General features: G+C 49.6%; 18 protein-coding genes. 2 read left to right on the top strand and 16 right to left on the bottom strand.

The genetic code is table 11. The features are described from left to right. The first annotated feature begins 85 nt into the window (after nucleotides 1–85). Entirely contained in the window at nucleotides 86–1159 is a 1074-nt protein-coding gene (locus NST08_RS13820) for a DNA-3-methyladenine glycosylase family protein (protein WP_341341860.1), read from the top strand. 146 nt (nucleotides 1160–1305) lie between these two features. Here NST08_RS13820 and NST08_RS13815 read toward each other — a convergent pair whose 3' ends face one another. The 9 genes from NST08_RS13815 to NST08_RS13775 all read right to left on the bottom strand — a co-directional run bounded on the left by NST08_RS13815 (nucleotide 1306) and on the right by NST08_RS13775 (nucleotide 9648). Beyond that, nucleotides 1306–1779 (bottom strand): DUF3574 domain-containing protein, encoded by a 474-nt coding sequence (locus NST08_RS13815; protein WP_007130243.1) that lies wholly within the window; start codon nucleotides 1777–1779, stop codon nucleotides 1306–1308. A gap of 229 nt (nucleotides 1780–2008) precedes the next feature. Then, the gene (locus tag NST08_RS13810; RefSeq protein WP_007130244.1) at nucleotides 2009–3055 is read right to left on the bottom strand and encodes an ATP synthase beta subunit C-terminal domain-containing protein; all 1047 of its coding nucleotides are present in this window, start codon (nucleotides 3053–3055) and stop codon (nucleotides 2009–2011) included. Nucleotides 3056–3101: 46 nt separating this feature from the next. Beyond that, nucleotides 3102–3833 (bottom strand): alpha/beta fold hydrolase, encoded by a 732-nt coding sequence (locus NST08_RS13805; RefSeq protein ID WP_007130245.1) that lies wholly within the window; start codon nucleotides 3831–3833, stop codon nucleotides 3102–3104. A gap of 114 nt (nucleotides 3834–3947) precedes the next feature. Beyond that, nucleotides 3948–4904: an acetamidase/formamidase family protein gene (locus NST08_RS13800; protein ID WP_007130246.1), complete on the bottom strand. Its 957-nt coding sequence runs from the start codon at nucleotides 4902–4904 to the stop codon at nucleotides 3948–3950. 252 nt (nucleotides 4905–5156) lie between these two features. Continuing rightward, nucleotides 5157–5324: a hypothetical protein gene (locus NST08_RS13795; protein WP_157462167.1), complete on the bottom strand. Its 168-nt coding sequence runs from the start codon at nucleotides 5322–5324 to the stop codon at nucleotides 5157–5159. A 455-nt stretch (nucleotides 5325–5779) separates the two neighbouring features. After that, complete coding sequence (locus tag NST08_RS13790) at nucleotides 5780–6451, bottom strand: DUF6320 domain-containing protein (RefSeq protein ID WP_341341859.1); 672 nt, start codon at nucleotides 6449–6451, stop codon at nucleotides 5780–5782. Next, nucleotides 6448–7725, bottom strand: a complete 1278-nt coding sequence (locus NST08_RS13785; protein ID WP_007130248.1) for a hypothetical protein — start codon at nucleotides 7723–7725, stop codon at nucleotides 6448–6450. The genes NST08_RS13790 and NST08_RS13785 overlap by 4 nt, the downstream gene beginning before the upstream one ends. A 123-nt stretch (nucleotides 7726–7848) precedes the next feature. Beyond that, nucleotides 7849–8502, bottom strand: coding sequence for a YkoP family protein (locus NST08_RS13780; protein WP_083832624.1), 654 nt, complete (start codon nucleotides 8500–8502; stop codon nucleotides 7849–7851). A 372-nt stretch (nucleotides 8503–8874) separates the two neighbouring features. Continuing rightward, on the bottom strand, nucleotides 8875–9648 hold the full coding sequence (locus tag NST08_RS13775) for a hypothetical protein (RefSeq protein WP_341341858.1): 774 nt from the start codon (nucleotides 9646–9648) through the stop codon (nucleotides 8875–8877). A 222-nt stretch (nucleotides 9649–9870) separates the two neighbouring features. On the opposite strand from NST08_RS13775, the gene NST08_RS13770 reads away from it, so the two are divergent. Further along, nucleotides 9871–10704 (top strand): polysaccharide deacetylase family protein, encoded by an 834-nt coding sequence (locus tag NST08_RS13770; RefSeq protein ID WP_341033539.1) that lies wholly within the window; start codon nucleotides 9871–9873, stop codon nucleotides 10702–10704. A 311-nt stretch (nucleotides 10705–11015) separates the two neighbouring features. Here NST08_RS13770 and NST08_RS13765 read toward each other — a convergent pair whose 3' ends face one another. The 7 genes from NST08_RS13765 to NST08_RS13735 form a co-directional block, all read right to left on the bottom strand. After that, nucleotides 11016–11894, bottom strand: coding sequence for an AraC family transcriptional regulator (locus NST08_RS13765; protein WP_007131901.1), 879 nt, complete (start codon nucleotides 11892–11894; stop codon nucleotides 11016–11018). Between the two features lie 188 nt (nucleotides 11895–12082). Further along, nucleotides 12083–12535, bottom strand: coding sequence for a hypothetical protein (locus tag NST08_RS13760; protein WP_007131900.1), 453 nt, complete (start codon nucleotides 12533–12535; stop codon nucleotides 12083–12085). A 189-nt stretch (nucleotides 12536–12724) separates the two neighbouring features. Next, nucleotides 12725–13153: a methyltransferase domain-containing protein gene (locus NST08_RS13755; protein ID WP_244869122.1), complete on the bottom strand. Its 429-nt coding sequence runs from the start codon at nucleotides 13151–13153 to the stop codon at nucleotides 12725–12727. Beyond that, nucleotides 13093–13317 carry a hypothetical protein gene (locus tag NST08_RS13750; protein ID WP_341342663.1) on the bottom strand — a complete coding sequence of 75 codons (225 nt, stop codon included), beginning with the start codon at nucleotides 13315–13317 and terminating at the stop codon, nucleotides 13093–13095. The genes NST08_RS13755 and NST08_RS13750 overlap by 61 nt, the downstream gene beginning before the upstream one ends. 46 nt (nucleotides 13318–13363) lie before the next feature. Then, nucleotides 13364–14581 (bottom strand): MFS transporter, encoded by a 1218-nt coding sequence (locus tag NST08_RS13745; protein WP_341341857.1) that lies wholly within the window; start codon nucleotides 14579–14581, stop codon nucleotides 13364–13366. 24 nt (nucleotides 14582–14605) lie between these two features. Continuing rightward, a complete protein-coding gene (locus NST08_RS13740; protein ID WP_007131897.1) occupies nucleotides 14606–15631 on the bottom strand; it encodes an ROK family transcriptional regulator in 1026 nt (341 codons plus the stop codon). A gap of 196 nt (nucleotides 15632–15827) precedes the next feature. Next, a complete protein-coding gene (locus NST08_RS13735; RefSeq protein WP_341341856.1) occupies nucleotides 15828–16421 on the bottom strand; it encodes a hypothetical protein in 594 nt (197 codons plus the stop codon). Nucleotides 16422–16430 lie beyond the last annotated feature (9 nt).

The following is a 16430-nucleotide window of genomic DNA, read 5'->3' as shown; positions in this document are numbered from 1 at the left end:
AAGAGCAAGATTACAAAATGATTTGCTTCCGTAGTATGGTACAAATAGTATAAGAGATAATTAGAGCGAAAGGAAACGATGAATCATGTCCCAATCGAAGCCGACACCAAACGGCCGAACGCCCGCAAATTCCATAGAACCAAGCACTGAGCATGCATGGGGCAGTCTCGCTGATACGAATCAGCGTGCTGCTTCGGTTTCCTCTCGGCACTCCCATCCGAATCCGGTCCCTCATAGCAGCTGGGAGGACCATCAGCATGAACTCAAGATGTTCGTGCCGAAGGAATTCAGCTTCAAGGAGAACCTGAGTTACCTGCAGCGCTCGCCGAATGAATGTCTGTTTCACATCCGCAACGACCGGATTTATCGAGCTCTCCCCTTGGGCCTAGGACAGGATATCGTCGTGATTGAAGTTCGCGAAGCGCCTCACGAACAGGCCGTCATCGTTCGTTTCCTTGGGGATTTCATCCCTGTTGAGCCCAGTATGCGGGCTGAAGCAGCTGCGTACGTCCGCGATTGGTTCGACATGAACACCGATCTGGTTCCATTCTATGAGATGGCGGCTGTTGATCCCCTCCTCCGCGAAGCTGTCCAATCCTTCTACGGGCTTCGCAACATGGGAATCCCCGATCTGTTCGAAGCGTTGTGCTGGGGCATTCTAGGTCAACAGATCAATTTAACCTATGCCTATACGTTAAAGAGGCGTTTCGTGGAAGCCTTTGGCCGACGCCTCGAATGCGAGGGAGAGACATATTGGATATTCCCGCGGCCGGAGGAAATCGCGGGATTAAACGTCCGGGACCTCAGCGGTCTTCGGATGACGGTGAAGAAATGCGAGTACATTCTGGACGTTGCCAAACTCATGGCAGATGGAGCATTGACCAAGGAGAAGCTGCTTGAGGCCGGGGGCCTGAAGCAAGCGGAGAACATGCTTATCGCGATCCGCGGCATTGGCCCCTGGACGGCGAATTATGTACTGATGCGCTGCCTTCGGATCCCCAGCGCCTTTCCGATTGATGACGTTGGACTGCACAATGCGATCAAGCATGTGCTGGGCATGGAGAAGAAGCCGACGAAGGAAGAGATTCGGAAGCTGTCGGCTTCTTGGGTCAATTGGGAATCCTACGCTACCTTCTATCTCTGGAGATTTCTGTACTAGGAGTGCGCAAAAAAAAAGGCTGGCCCTCTCATCCCCTGCTGCAGGATGAGAAGCGTCAGCCCCTTCACTATAGATCATTATTGTTAAGTATGATGATGCATGAGTTAAGTAATAATACCTGTGGGTTCACGTTATGACGTTTCTTTTTATTCGATAAAGTACATTTTTCCATCCACTTCTAGGGAAATCGTATATTGAGCGAGATCCTCTTTCAGCTGCTTGGCATACGCCACCACATGATCCAATGATTTCTTATCCAGTTTCTCGGCATAGGCGTACACAATCGTAACATTCTCCTTGATCAGCTTCTGATCTTTGTCCACCCAAGCACCCTCACCGTCAATAGCTGTAGCGCCGCCGAACCATTGCGAAAACTTCGTTAATGCCTGATCTACGAACTTTTGCTGGGCTTCTTCGGTGATTTCAATGTTTCCCTTCACCGTGGATGGGATATAAATTTTTACGACATGACTGAGGTGAAACTGCCCCTCAAGAGCGCTTCCTGACACTTCAGCTGCCGAAGACCCCTCCGCACTGTAAGATTGCTGGACCGGGACGAACACGAGCAGCAATAACACTGCAATCGCTGCCGTAATCATCCAATTCTTTTTGTTCTTCATTACCCCATGTCTCCTTCTTTTGTTAAATAATCGAACGGCCGGTTCCCAAAACGGTAATCCTCTGACCCCGTCCAAGATGCGGCCAGTCGATCAAGCTTGGATAATTATATTAAAGGAACCTATGATATTCAATGGGAAATCCGAATTAATCCGGATTTAATAGAGAGCATGCGAAAAGCCGAATTCTGCTTTGCGAAGCAGAACCGGCTTGTTTGCACTTGTTGCGGCACTAATTTATTTTTCCGATCCAGGTTAAGCTCTCTACGTCCCGATGATCCATACTTCCATTCAGAATCGCCTGAACGTCATGCAGGGTGTCTTGGAGCGGAACCCGTTCCCCTTCTCTTCCGGAATAGGCTTTTGCAATGTAAAAAGGCTGTGTAAGGTAAGCCTCCAGTCTCTCCCCTCTCTGATACACTTCCGTTTCCGATGCAGGAATCGCCTGCAGACCCCTCACCTGTACTAATGAGCGAAGCTCGCGGTAACGGCGCAGCAGCTTCTGAGCCCGCTGCTGAACCGAGGCGTGATTCTGATCCAGATGGGCACCTTCCAGCACCGACGAGGTAGAGTAGATCGGATTGACGGCAGGAAACATATGTCTTGCCGCCAGATCCGCGTCGAAATACCAGAGCGTTTCGAGCGGACCGTAAGGAATATCCTCATCAACCACAGCTCCTTTCAGGTCGACGAGAAATGTGGTAACATGCTGATGGCCTTCCTGCTGCAGACGCTCCTGCAGCTCGTATATTTTTCCGGTCAGCACATGCTCCCGGTCCGCGGCGAGCATCATCTCCTTACCCGGCGGCGTGCTTACCGCGACATCATAAACTTCTTCTATGGAATACGCCACCCGCTCCACATCATCCAGCATATCCTGCAGCTCGGGGTATTCCCCTTCTGGCTTCAGCAGAATCGTCATATAACCATCCCGTTTAAAATGATGGAACAATTCGCCGAGCAGCACCAGCTGCCCCATTCCCGGACGGGCCACTAAACCTACCGTCCCGCCTTTAGCGATCGGGGCAAATAAATCGAGCGGCTTAATGCCCGTTTCGATCATATCGATCCGATCTCCGCGCAAGATCAGCTCATCCAAACTGCATTTCGCCAGCGCTGCCAATGCGGCAATCGTGCGGACTTCCGCGCGGCCGACCGGGATCTTCCCCGTACATAAATTGGAGACGGTGGCCGGCCGCAATCCAACCGACTTGGCAGCGCTCGTCAGGTTCGGAACTCTTTGTCGCAGCAGCGATACATTAAGCTTCAGATTGTCCAAATGCGTACACCCTTTTTTAATAGTAGATTCATGTTTCTTCAGGATCTTACCTGATCGCGTTCATAAAGGAATCTGCGGTGCGGACAAACGCTTCCGCGTCCGGTTCGAAAATATTATGGTCATGCTGATCGAACTCCACAAGCTTGGCCTGTGGCAGCTTCAGCTTGTACTGCTCCGCTGCTTCTAATGATAACCCGGGATGCGGTTTTACGCCACGGATAATCAAGGCTGGACAAGTCAAAGTGGTCAAGTCATCCCATAACTCCACCTTGCTTGATTCCCGCTGCAGTGCATGCAAGGCCCCGGCCTGCATCCGGTCATACAGCTTCTTCCCCCGCCACGGCGGTAAGGATGCGAAGAACTCCACCCATCCCGGCGGAAGCTGAGTATGAATGGCAGGATAGTCGCCGATGATCAACCCCCGGATGCGTTCAGGATGCTGAACGGCATAGCCTAGCTGATACGACACGCCCCTTGAATATCCCATGAGAATGAATGACTCAAGTTCTAAATGACGAACAACCGCGTCGATATCACTGATATGATCCTCGAGCGTGAATCCCGATGCAGGGGAGTCGCTTTTGCCCCGGCCGCGGAGCGTGATCATAATGATATGTCGGGGAGTCAGCTTCTCTACAATGCTAATGTAATCTTCTGCTGATTCTGACAACCCGGGAATGATAACGAGCGGAACATCTCCCTTATTCAGTTCCCGATGGGCCTCCGTCACGTGAATATGCACCCCATTGTTATTCACCATCGTTTCACATAATTGCATTTACAGTTCCTCCTAGGTATAAGCAGCTATTTTTAATAAAGTGCAAACCTTCATCCAACAGGTTTCAAAGCGTACGCTTCTAATGCCTGAAGTCGGTATTTCCCCCTCTCCTTCCTATCTCAACGCGTCGAATGGCAGAAAAGCATGCACGCCCTTAGCCGTATTCACGATTTGAGTGATTCTTAGATCCACTGTCAATGTGGCATAAGCATATGCTTCAGTCCTTGAAATCGCATAGAGCTCGGTCATAAGATCAAGCATCCCGTTCACAGCGATCCACATCGCTTCGTCAAGATCCTCGTGGAAGCCCATCGTCAGCCAGCCCGTGCCCGTCTTTGCCCGGGGCATTGTAATGGCCATGTCATCACGGACACGGAAGGTCAGACTCACCTTTTCCATGGGACATTCCAAGGCGGGCCCGCTAACTTCGCCGTCTCCTTGCGCAGCATGGCCATCCCCTGTCGAGAATAAGCCGCCGCTTACCGGGATCGGCAGATACAACGTACTGCCGGCGGTTAACTCTTTGCAGTCCAGGTTGCCTCCATATGGCCTGGGCACGAACGTGGTATGTCTGCCTTTTTCTTGTGGCGGCATGCCCATAATTCCCATAAACGGCTTCAGGCCGACGCCGTATTTGAAATTACCGAACTGGCTTCGTCCGATCATCGTCCGGGCATCCAGTTCGAAATCCAGCGCCACTTCCTCGGTATCCGACATGCCCAGCTTCTCGTTCCAATAGCTAGGAAAGCCACCGGCAGAGGTCCAGCCCCAGGAGCCGGGCACAATCTCATTGATCCGGATCTCCAATGTGCCCCCAGGCTCCGCCCCTTCGATATGTACGGGACCCAGCAGAGCATGCCCAAACTGCTTCTCCTGCCGCTCCGGCAGGCGCTCGGTAAACTTCAATCTCGGCTCTCCTGGCGAAGAACGCTTCGCAAGTCCCCAACCCGCATCCAGCGTTTGATACTCGACCGTATCCCCGGACTGAATATAGAGAGCCGGCTCAAGTTCCCTGCTGAAAAATCCATGAAGCGAATGAATATCCGGTTTCAACACATGCACCTTGGACATACAGCCTCTCCTCCCTAAATGACCAGGCAGTCACTGAATACCAGTTTAGCGAACTGCCATGATATTTACTTCAAAGAGTAATTCATGTTACTCTGTAAGTCAACAAATATTTACGTCTAAAAGTAATTTTTATTACTCTAAAACTTATTCGCACTCACCAAAAATTTAAATGCTTTGTATTCCTCCCCAATACAAAAACAGGCTCCCAGCCTCATCACCTAAGCGTGACGGCTGAAGCCTATCCTTGACATGTCAACCTGGGCTGCCGTCGGTGAGCTCTCTCACCATATCATCAAGTAGACGATTCACGTTCTCCCATGTGACGGCCGGGGTATGATCGCCGACAGATAACGCAAGGGTGTTGCGATATGTGCTGGCTCCCAAATTGAAGAATGGGGATAACATGATAGGTGCAGTCATATAACCCGCATCGGCCTCCCCGAAAACTGCCGGCTGGGAAAATGCAACACCATGCCAATTTACTGAACTGCCGAGTACAGTCCCAGCAAATAATTCATTCGATCCTGCGGTGTAACTGGATAAGTCCTCACTTCAGATATACCGGTCATGCGGTTCAACCTCCGAATATTCGTTATTGTTAAAGCATCGTTACTCCCACCTCTAAAAAATAAAACCAACTTTAAGTCATTTTTAACTAATGTCCTATCACAATAATAGATATTCTTTTACGTCTATATATTTTGACCGACAAAAAAAGACACACACCATGTGTATCTTCTTAGTACAGGACCCGTGCTCCGCATCATACATCGTGGTCCGTATTCTCTTTTCCACCCCTATCTTGTCCGTACGCTGATTCACATTCGGCTTTTTGGTGAATGATCCATTTGGTATCATTCCCCTCATGACTTTCGTCAATAGTGCAGCCTGCGCTTCACTTCTTTGCGGAAGCCCTTGTCCGCAAGCAGCCACATCCCGCCGAACGTCAACAGGGCATACATCGCTGCCGAAACCGACGGCCATAATACGTGCGAAAGACCGAGCAGAAAGAACAGTAAGGGGGTAAATCCCAGAAACACCATAAGCAGCAAATATCCTCCGAACTCGCGCCAGCCAAGCGGCTTTGCAATGCAGAGCAACGTCATCAGCAGGGTTGCAGCCATAACCAGGAACGGGATGACGTACCCGGTTGACCAGGCGGTCCCACCCGAAAGCGCGTTGATCCATAGCAGCATACCGGACAGACCGAGCCATTGAACGACGATTTTGGCCCCTAGATGTGAATTGGACATCAACGTGTGACGGATGAGCAGCCACGCGTACAGCACACAGGGTGCAACATACAGACTCCACCAAACATCACGGCTTCCCAAAACGTTAATGACGAGGGTAATGCTGATTACCGCCATAATCATAAAAATCAGCGATCTGGCAAACGTGCCGCTCTCGCGCGGTTCCGGCATTGCGGAATAGGAAGGATACCAGCGATTGCCCGCCGTTTTGCTGCCTCCGGCCGTATTTCGCCGACAAAGCGGACAAACCGCATGGGCCGGATCCACCGTAACGCCGCAGCTATCGCATCTCATGCTCCCATCCCCCAATCATTGCTGACAATCCTGACCTCAAGCCCGGTAAATCCGGACAGTTCGCGGAAGAAGTGCATGATAATGTCGCTCTCAACGATATTTCTTGCGAAGGTCACGGTCAGCTGATCGTTGATGGAGCATACCGCGCAGTTCATCGGGCTTTTGGCCGTAGGGTACATCGTTGTTTCCATCACTTCAATATGCGCCGCCATTCCCTCCGGCACCTCGACCCTTCCCAGATTGGTTAACGTAAGGGTCTTGGCTTCTTCCCCATAATGGTCAAATCCGTAGCGGATTGCCAAATCCTTCAGCTTTAGCGGAGCGATTCGCGATAGGAAGGTGTTCTCGTATTTCATGCTCCCGGACATCGTGCGAGACAAATAAGACTTCGTTGTTTTCTCCTTCATTTGTTGTTGGACTTGCACGAGCACCTGCTCGAAATCCATGTTCTCTGCCGCAGCAATGCCTATATTGATGACCGCGAAAAAGTTGCGGAGGCTGCTGGATGGAAAGATATTTCGCAGATTCACCGGCATGCTGATTACGATCGGTCGACGCTCCGTATTTAGTGGCTCACCCGCATGATGGACCGCTATCACCAGAATGGCCGTCAAATACGCCGTCAACGTTACGCCCTTCTCTTTCGCACATGCATTCAGGCCGGAGGCCCGAAGCATGCCGTGAATGACGTTGTGGCCGTAGGGAACAAAGCGTGTCCCTCGTATTTGGAACGCCTCGGGAGCCTTGTCCAGATCAAGCGGCGGCTCTGATGTATAGTGTGCCTTGAAGCTGTCCTGGGCTTCCGCATATCTGGCAAACGACGCAGGCGGCAGGATCATCCCCTGCTTGTCATCCACATTTTCGCCAAGCAGACATAAATACTGGAACACTAGCGTTTTAAGAAACTCAAGGGCACCCCCGCCGTCGGTCAACGCATGAAAAATTTCGACGCTGATCTTGCTGCCGTGATACAGAATGCGAACCAGGCTAGCGTTCGAATCCGAGAGCGACACCGGCGCGCAAGGGTATGTGCCCTCCGGCTCCACCCGCAGCGGCGACTCCTTTTCCCGTAAAAATTTCCAGAACAACCCGTTTCCCATCTCCACATGAAGCAGTGGAAACCGCGTAATTACGCTATCCAGCGCCTTCTGCAAAATCGGTGGCTTTACGGGATGTTTCAGTAAGAACGACAACCGGTAGGTTGATGAGTTTTCTTGGCCCGCCACGGCTGGAAACAGCTTCCCGGCGTGATCCAGCTTGTACCAATCCTCCATATTACTCTGCTACCTCCAAACCATAGTACGTAATGCTGTCAGCATTCCTCTTTCTAACAGCCGAACGCTTTTTATAGCGGCGGCTTTGCGCGCCCCCTAATCCCTAGATGGATTACAAGAAGGCTATCGCGCTTGTTCCATCACCGTCTCGTGGACCGGGCTCGGAAATCGTCTCGCAAGCGAAGCGCGGGTATGGATCAGCATCATCGGGATGAGCTGTTCTGTACGGCGACCGATCCGGTTCTTGCCTTCGGGGTGCAGCACCGACAACAGCAGGCGAAGATACGACGTCGTCATTCTCCGGAACAAGCCTTGCTCCATGGCCTGCATCTCGAACCCGAGGCCGTGCGTCAACCCGCGGTGGAGCAGCGTAATGCCGACCAAGGCTCTTACCTCGTTGAACTCGGACTGATCGGCATAGGCCCGGCTGATAAGCTTCATCGATCGCCGGCCGAGCCTTGCGATCTTGAGGGCTGCAAGGTCGGGACCTTCGGTACGGATCAGGTTTAAGATTTCAGCATTGTCCAGATGAAGCTCGCCGATCCAATCGCCTTGCGAAATGACGGTCGAATCGGCGCAGATGATCGGCGCCCCCCGATGCTTCTTGATCATGACGGTACAGATGCCGAAGTGAAACGTATGTGAACCGCGAAAACGCGAAGACCATTTAAAGATGCGTTCCCATGCCATCCACATGCTTTGCATGGCGTTTTTAATGATAAGCAGCTGATTCACCACCCTTATTCGGATGCGCCGCACGTTTCGGATTAGATCCATCCTTTATTCATCGCGCATACCGGATTCCTTAGAATAAGCATACATGATGGGATGTACCGGATTACACCGTCTCCGGCATTAAGTGAAGCTCCGTCTTGGGGCGGAGTGTTCTGCCAGACATTCATCTAGGGACGACGGTTTATCTTGGTGAAGACGATGGGGTAATGGATCACCAAGACCGCACTTGGCAATATCCTTTGATCATGAAAAAAAACGACCGTCCGCAATAATCTTTACGGGAAAACGGTCGTTCCTATTTATAAGATTTATGAGTTACTTTAATTGCACATGGTACTAGGGGGGAAGTGTTCATAGAAGAGGGAGAGCTGCGGCTTCGGCGGGCATAAATTCATTTCGCTCTTCCCGATGTTTCTATCCCTCACTGCCGGCTTCAAGTGCTACAAGCGGGTGTGTGGCCTTCACTTCTCTGGAAGCAACATCCATTACGATGAATTGTGCCGGATCACCCTGTGCGACCGTAAACAAAGCATCCTGGCCATTCTTGTATTTACCGAAGGCTGCGGTCATCAGGGTTAGACTCGACGATTGCTGCCCTAAATTCGTTAAGTAGGGTGAGGACGCATGCGTTTGCAATGCGACGCTGTCAACGAAATACCTGCCGGTTTGATCGCCATTAAAATTGAAGGCGACTTTGACCTCTGCAGCATTTTTAGGCGCCGCAGCAGCTACGCGTAAACTCTGCCATTTCACAGAGGGTTCTCCGACCAGACCGCTGACTATGGAGACAAGCTTACCGTCTGCATCATAAAACCTGAGGTCGGCCTTGCCTCCCTTGCCTTCATCCGAAAGCACACTTGCCGTCATGACGACATTTCCGAATGGCTCGATCGCGTAGGCATCGCTCACCGCTCCGGAGCCTGCAGCTGGTAACAGGCGCTCCACTTGAAGACTTCGTTCCCCGTCCGCATATACGGACTCGCTTACGGTAAGGGCCGCTGCATCTTCATCGGGCTGCCAGCCCGGCACGCGCCCATCTTGCTCCGGCTCCTCAAAGCTGCCATTGATCATAACGTTGGTCGAGTCAACATTTGCAGCATACGTTATCGGCATTGCCCACGCGAAACTTGCAAACATCATGATAAACGTTACGGCTGCGGCAACCCGACTCCTCCACTTGCTTCTCACTAAACTCTCTCCTTTGCGATTGGATTTTCCCTTTCCAAAGACAGTAAACGCTTTCAATACGCTATCATCTTATCATATCCCGTTAATTGTATACAAGTAAAATACATGTAAACGAACTCTTTCAAACTATAGACGACCAGCAGTTCGTTTCGTTCTTATTGAATAACAAGCTAAAAATCCGGGGAATATTAGGAGCAAAATATAACCTGAGGAGATTTAATTATGAAATTACGGTGGTTTCTGCCGCTATTGATAATCCTCATATGCTCTGGATGCGGCAGCCGAGCCCAACCTGTCCCCCAACAGCGACAAAATACGGTTGCCAACAACCTGACACAGTCATCCAATACTCCAAATTTATTAGATGGTTCTGAAAAGGCTGTCCGGACCACGAAACCTATGTCTCTTGCGGACTTAAGGGCTAAGTACCAAAGCACGTTCTGGCTTCATGGCCCGTCTTCCAAGCGCGAGGTCGCTTTAACTTTTGACGATGCGCCTGATGACGTATATACCCCTCAGATTTTGGATGCTTTAAAACGGGAAGGCGTCAGAGCAACGTTCTTTGTCGTTGGCAATCGGATTGAGGCTCACCCCGAAATCGTGCAGCGTATGGTTGAAGAAGGTCATATTTTAGGAAACCATTCGTATAATCATGCGAATTTGCCCAAATTAAGTGATGAAGATTTCCGGAGTCAAATTAACAGGACAGACAAATTGATTCAGTCGTTTACGGGCTATCGGCCAACCTTCGTTCGACCTCCATACGGAAACATCAATGAGCCACAAATTCAATGGCTGGCAAGCCAACACAAAATCATCGTGAACTGGAATGTCGACTCATTGGACTGGAAAGGATTAAACGCGGAGCAAGTCAAAAGCAACGTTCTGGCCCACACCATGCCAGGGTCCATTATTTTGCAGCATGCTGCCGGAGGAGTTGGCGAGGATTTATCCGGGACGGTTCAAGCGTTACCGGACATCATCAGAAGCCTTCGAAATCAAAATGTTACGTTGGTTACCATACCGGAACTGCTCGATGAATCGATTCGCCGATAATTCGATATAAAAATACACTGACGAGCTTAGAGAATCCCTCTACAGGCTCGTCAGTGTTAAAATTATGGTATCCCGTTTCTAATGACCAATCTAATCGGCAAAAAGCATCTCCTCAAATTTCAGGTGAACCCCTTTCACACCGCGATCCACATCGTAATTCGACAATACAGCGAGCGTATAACCGGTATTTAAGTACGTAACCGATCATCCTCCGAAAGTTTCTGCATAAATGAGACAAAGGCTTCCAAATCCATTTCCTTCAGTCGCAAGTTCATCATTGAATATCGCTCCTATTATAAATTCAAATGGTTCTAACGAACTTTAACCACGGGAATCCATAACTCGACCTCGATTTCTTCCGTAAACACCTGTTTTTCCAAACCAGCTTCGATCTCAGGACCGACTTGGATCATGGGTCCCTCAACTTGCTCATATCCCGAGGAAGGAAACCATTCGCCATAAATCCGGTGCCACTTTTCTTGTTCCCATGGAATTTCCACTTCAAATATGGCCCAAGTCATTGCAGGCACAATAAAGTGTGTAAAGTGTTCAGGACAAGATGCTGTTGAAGCAACAGCCATATAATAATCAAAATCTTGCTTCCCAAACAGTCCTCCTTCTCCGAGATGAACATGCGATATTCCGTAAGGTGCTTGGTTGTTTAGCGATTTCAGCTTGGCATACCGTTCATGGTCTGTCGATTTCCAAACCTGCACTACACCAGGATGTTCACCTGAGGCGATGGGTGTGACTCTATTTCTTATCCCGATCACTTGAAATGCGTCCTTTTGCTCGATTCTATACTTCATGGGCTCACTACCTCCTATGGATAATCGAAAGGTCATGGGAGGATATGCTTTTAAGGAATGCCCGGCAGTTCTCGCCTCAGTCGGTGTAATTCCATGTAATGCCTGAAAAGCTCGGGTGAATGCATCGGCCGATTGATAACCGTACTTCATGGCGATGTCGATGACTTTGACTGATCTGTCCTGCAGATCAATCGCTGCAAGCGTAAGACGTCTGCGACGAATATATTCTTGTAGAGGAATACCTGCCAAGTATGAAAACATCCTTTTGAAGTGAAAAATGGAGCAGCAGGCTCGTTTAGCGATCTCACGTTCATCCATTTGGTTCTCAAGATTCTGTTCAATATAGTCTAATGCTTCATTCAAATGTTCAAGCACATTCATCCAATGACCCTCCTTTCCTCCATAGGATAACAGGGAATAACTGCATGCATCCGATACATCCTGTTCAACTTCTGCAGGGAGGCCGGGAATTAACTCATCTGCTGCTGAAGCAGTAATATCAATTAGTTATATTTAGCCAAGAGGGAACGGTCTTTTCCATCAACGCATGTAGCCCCCTATAGCCATAATTACTTAAGCAGCCCCTCAAGGACACTCCGATCGAAATCGTTTACGATTCGATAAGTCCAGCCATATCTTTTATGTCTGACTGCGCTGTTGTAAATTCGAATGTGATCCGGGCCATAAAAGAATACTCCGAACGTCCTGTAATTTGACGTGTACAACCGTATTTCATACTCGTCGTTATCGTAATTCCAGACATCACTCTTTCGCAGCTTAATTTCGGAAAGGCTGTCCATAAACCTGTCGATCGTGGCTTGATCTGTAATCTTAGTCAGCGATTCGTCCGAACGGAGGCGATTCTTACCGACATTCATCTCGATGATCTTCTCGGACTCCTTCAAATGATCGAGCAATAGCTCCTTGAACGAAGCTTTGGATTGATACGCATCGTAAACTATCCCGCTAATGACGATCAAGGCGCAAAGCGTCAAAAACACATACCATGAGCGCTTGCTCACGGAGCATCCCCCCTTTGTTTTATTTTGCTGCATCTGTGGTTTCCCAGAAGCATCAAACAACAATTAACAAGACAAATTCAATTGTAACATAAGGATTTGCAGGAAAATGCTGATAAATAAGTTTCGTAAATACTCTTGTTAATCTGAATAAAAAATAACCATCAATCTAAGACGGTTATTTGTACTCTTCTATTTTTTAATCTTGCAAATGAAAAAAGGGTACTCCGGGAACTCATCGTATACATTCTTTTGTTCTATCTGAAACGCAGTTCCCTTTATGTAAAATTCCAGCTTTTCCAGGAAGGAGTATTTAAGGCTTGCCATAAACATAAGGTATCCTCCTTGCTTCAGTAAGCTGAAACAAGAATCCAAGCATCTGTTGAAGTCGCCGGTCTCGTTGATCGCAGAACCTATTAAAGTTACAATGTCAAACTCCCCTCTAGGCAAGTCGGAATCAAAAATGCTTTTACATAAAACCTTAGAAGGATTGCGATGCCCTTCGCGTTTTTGCCTATAGGCAAATATCTCACATATATCATTGTCGATATCAATACTTGTTAATACTCCTTTTCCTTTAAGCCAGTATCCAAGGTAATCATCCCAATCCCCAGTACCAATTCCAACATTGCATACCTGAATACCACAGTAGGCTTGAACGATTTTCGCACATAATCTCTTGTCACCACTTCTGTATACAGACATGGCGGAGAAGAATTCCATTCGCCGGCTTCGGGACTTTTTAACTCAAGATAATAACGAAATAACTTTTCGTCCATGTTCATCGAGAACTCCTCCAAGTATCTATAATGCTCGGATGGCTAACCCCGCTTATAGCGGATGGATATCTGCCGAGCGCTCGTGTCGACGGTTCAATAGAACGTTCAACCGTTCGGAGAACAACATCATGGCTGCTGCCGAAACGGCGATATAGATCGGAAAGACTCCGATCGTTGCGAACCCGGCCAGCAGTCCCAGAAGCGGCGGAAGCAACGTGCTGCCTGTGTAGGCAACGGCCATCTGGTAACCCATGATTTTTCCGGCATGCTCTTGGCCGAATCGAACCGGCGTCTCATGCAGCATGCATGGATAGATTGGCGCGAGTCCCAGTCCCATGATCAGCAATCCGGCCAGCGCACAACCGGTCGGAAGCGGCAGCAGCAGGAGCAGCACCCCGGTAAGCGTCAGGATCTGTCCGCCTCGAATGAGCAGCCGATTGCTTAATTTGAATGAAATGAATCCGGTGATGAATCTTCCGATCGTAATGCCTGCAAAATAAATCGAACCCCACAGCGCGGCTTCGTCAGCGGCCAGTCCCCGCTCTTTCACCAAATAGCTGCTGCCCCATAAGCCCACTGTCATTTCAACCCCGCAGTAGAATAAGAACGATGCCAATGCGAGCTTGACGCCTTTCACTTGAAGCGGTTTGGACGCCACCTCCCTGCCCGAAGGAGATGCCGTCTCCGAATGCTCCACTTCCGAACGCGTACTCGCTTTCCCGGCCCGCGCCCTCCATAAAGGAAGCGTAAAGACCAGGATAATCACAAGTGCAAATTGAATGCCTGCCACGGCCAGATAGCCGTCTCTCCAGGATGCATTTCCCGATAAGAACGCGCCCATGATCATCGGCCCCGCTGTCGCGCCGACACCCCAAAAACAATGCAGCCAGCTCATGTGATGTGCCTTGTATCGTGCTGCAACGTAATGGTTGAGCGCTGCATCGACCGCACCTCCGCCAAGTCCGAGCGGAATGGCGCTGACGATTAACCACACGACAGATGGCGCATATGAAAATCCGATGAGTGCGCTGGCCGTCATCACACAGCTTGCAAGTGTCACGGTCCCCGTACCGAAACGCCGCACAACGACTCCGCTTAACAGGCTCGATACGATCGTCCCGACCGTAACGGTCATCGATAACAGCCCCGCTATCCCAAGCGGCGCGTTCAAGTCCAGCCGCATGACCGGCCATGAAGCGCCCAGCATGGAATCCGGCAGCCCGAGGCTGATAAACGCCAAATAAATAACTAGAAGCAATATAGTCCCCATTCATGTACTCTCCCGTTTTCAATTTCAATGGTCTGCAGAAATAAGCAGATTCAGCCCCAGCCTCTTTAATCCGTTCAAATAGTCTTCCTGCCAATCGCTGGCCGTAAGCTTCGGCAGATGCTCCTTCGAAATATAAGAAGCGCTTCTTGCCGAGATCGCGGTAAGAAGTCGATCGTTTACCTCATCACGGTTAAAGATGACGGCATTCGGGTTCAGAATCGCCGTTAATGAAGCAATCAGGCGGCTCACGGCATCAATCCTGTCAGCCTCATTGATGGCAGCATTCGTTCCTTCGACGTAAGTGATCGCTTGTTGGAAATTGCGCCTGTCATACAGGGGCACGAATGAGACTTCACCCGAGAAGGACGTGCTTCCCCGAACGACGTTTCCGTTGACCAGGATCCCTGCTCCCGGCCCGTTCTGGCCGAAATACAAATAGACGAGCGAAGGATTGTCTTGAACGTCCATTTTGTCGTAATAGCCCAATACAGCTGCGTTCATATCGTTCTCCACGACGACGGGAAGCTTAAAACGGGTCTCAAAATGATCCTTCAAGTCAAAATCATGATATTTCTCATAGCCCGGAATATATATGATCCGCCCGCCGTTCACTGATCCCGGGACGCCAAAAGCCAGCGAACCGATCCTAGGAAACCGCTTGATCAAGGATTCGATTTGCTCTGCCAACGTCTCAATACCGTCTAGCAGAAAGCCGGGAGAGATCCCTTTTTCCTTCACTTCGCCCATGCTGTTGTATATTGTGTATTGCGTTTCCGTTCTCTCAAGAAAAAGGGCGACGCTGAGCTGATAATCAGGATTATATGCGTAACGTTGAGCTCTTCTGCCGCCGCTGGATTCGTCGAGACCAAGCGTCAGCAGTTCGCCTGCCTCCTCCATCTGGTGGATAAACTTCGTGATCGTCGGAAAGCTGATTCCTAGCTTTTCGCTCAGCTCGACCTTCGTTGCACTGCCGCATGATAGAAGCGTGGCTCGAATGCCCCGGAGTATTTCCTTCTTCATGTCTTTCGGCGTTGATATCTTCTCGCTCACGGTAAGATCACCTCCGTTACCAATACTTATTAAACTACTTTAATAAGTATGCTTATCATAGCATGGAAACTGAGCAAGCGGAAGCCTCCATACGGAAAATACCAAGCAAACAAAAAAGCCGCGAAATTGAACTGCACCCCAATTGTTAGACACACGTTAACAGTTAGAGATGCAGTTTTTTAGCGACTTTTTCCAATCAAGGATCAAGCTTTTTTTTGCGTAACCACGCTTCGAACTGCTCCGGTTTACGTACATCATCCTCTAAGACTGCCGTGTAAATATCGTAGCTCTTTACCTCTTTTCCGTACTCCTGACGTGCTGCCCAGCTGCTTTTAATCTGCAGGATTGCATGACGCAGCTCCGGTGTTAGACGAGCAGGCATCGTTGCCACATGCTTAAGATCAGGCTGCTGATCCGGTTCATCGACAAACCATAGGTCCATCGACCAGTCCTTTCCTTTTGACGAGGTATACTTTACCCCAAGATATAGACCATCAGGGTAACTAGCATCTGTCCTAAAATCGCCCGAATCATTGAGGAATCGAAGCTCTCGCACACCGTTACTCGTCATCAGCCTGGAAGCAATTCGGGCAATTTCATCAACCTGGAGCTTCGAGCAGACCACGGTAATGTCAAGGTCTCTCCACACCATTAATCCGAGCGCGGAGCTGCCTACTCGTACCGGCGTTCCTGCTGTTGCCAGAAGCTCTTCCAGCCTCAGTTCCTTTACGACCTCATCCGCCTCATGTTGAAGCGCATCCTGCTGATTTAATAATTGGATATCATTCATTCACAACAC

Origin of the sequence: Paenibacillus sp. FSL K6-1566 (assembly GCF_038050475.1) — a bacterium.
Lineage (GTDB): Bacteria > Bacillota > Bacilli > Paenibacillales > Paenibacillaceae > Paenibacillus_AQ > Paenibacillus_AQ lactis.
The sequence above is the reverse complement of the archived record's forward strand: the minus strand, read 5'-3'. Positions and strand labels throughout refer to the sequence as shown.

Bases quoted from the DNA above. Each gene is read 5' to 3' on its own strand.
- NST08_RS13820 (WP_341341860.1), top strand. From the start codon at position 86: ATGTCCCAATCGAAGCCGACACCAAACGGCCGAACGCCCGCAAATTCC.
- NST08_RS13815 (WP_007130243.1), bottom strand. From the start codon at position 1,779: ATGAAGAACAAAAAGAATTGGATGATTACGGCAGCGATTGCAGTGTTA.
- NST08_RS13805 (WP_007130245.1), bottom strand. From the start codon at position 3,833: ATGCAATTATGTGAAACGATGGTGAATAACAATGGGGTGCATATTCAC.
- NST08_RS13800 (WP_007130246.1), bottom strand. From the start codon at position 4,904: ATGTCCAAGGTGCATGTGTTGAAACCGGATATTCATTCGCTTCATGGA.
- NST08_RS13795 (WP_157462167.1), bottom strand. From the start codon at position 5,324: ATGACTGCACCTATCATGTTATCCCCATTCTTCAATTTGGGAGCCAGC.
- NST08_RS13790 (WP_341341859.1), bottom strand. From the start codon at position 6,451: ATGAGATGCGATAGCTGCGGCGTTACGGTGGATCCGGCCCATGCGGTT.
- NST08_RS13785 (WP_007130248.1), bottom strand. From the start codon at position 7,725: ATGGAGGATTGGTACAAGCTGGATCACGCCGGGAAGCTGTTTCCAGCC.
- NST08_RS13780 (WP_083832624.1), bottom strand. From the start codon at position 8,502: ATGGATCTAATCCGAAACGTGCGGCGCATCCGAATAAGGGTGGTGAAT.
- NST08_RS13770 (WP_341033539.1), top strand. From the start codon at position 9,871: ATGAAATTACGGTGGTTTCTGCCGCTATTGATAATCCTCATATGCTCT.
- NST08_RS13765 (WP_007131901.1), bottom strand. From the start codon at position 11,894: ATGAATGTGCTTGAACATTTGAATGAAGCATTAGACTATATTGAACAG.
- NST08_RS13750 (WP_341342663.1), bottom strand. From the start codon at position 13,317: ATGAACATGGACGAAAAGTTATTTCGTTATTATCTTGAGTTAAAAAGT.
- NST08_RS13745 (WP_341341857.1), bottom strand. From the start codon at position 14,581: ATGGGGACTATATTGCTTCTAGTTATTTATTTGGCGTTTATCAGCCTC.
- NST08_RS13735 (WP_341341856.1), bottom strand. From the start codon at position 16,421: ATGAATGATATCCAATTATTAAATCAGCAGGATGCGCTTCAACATGAG.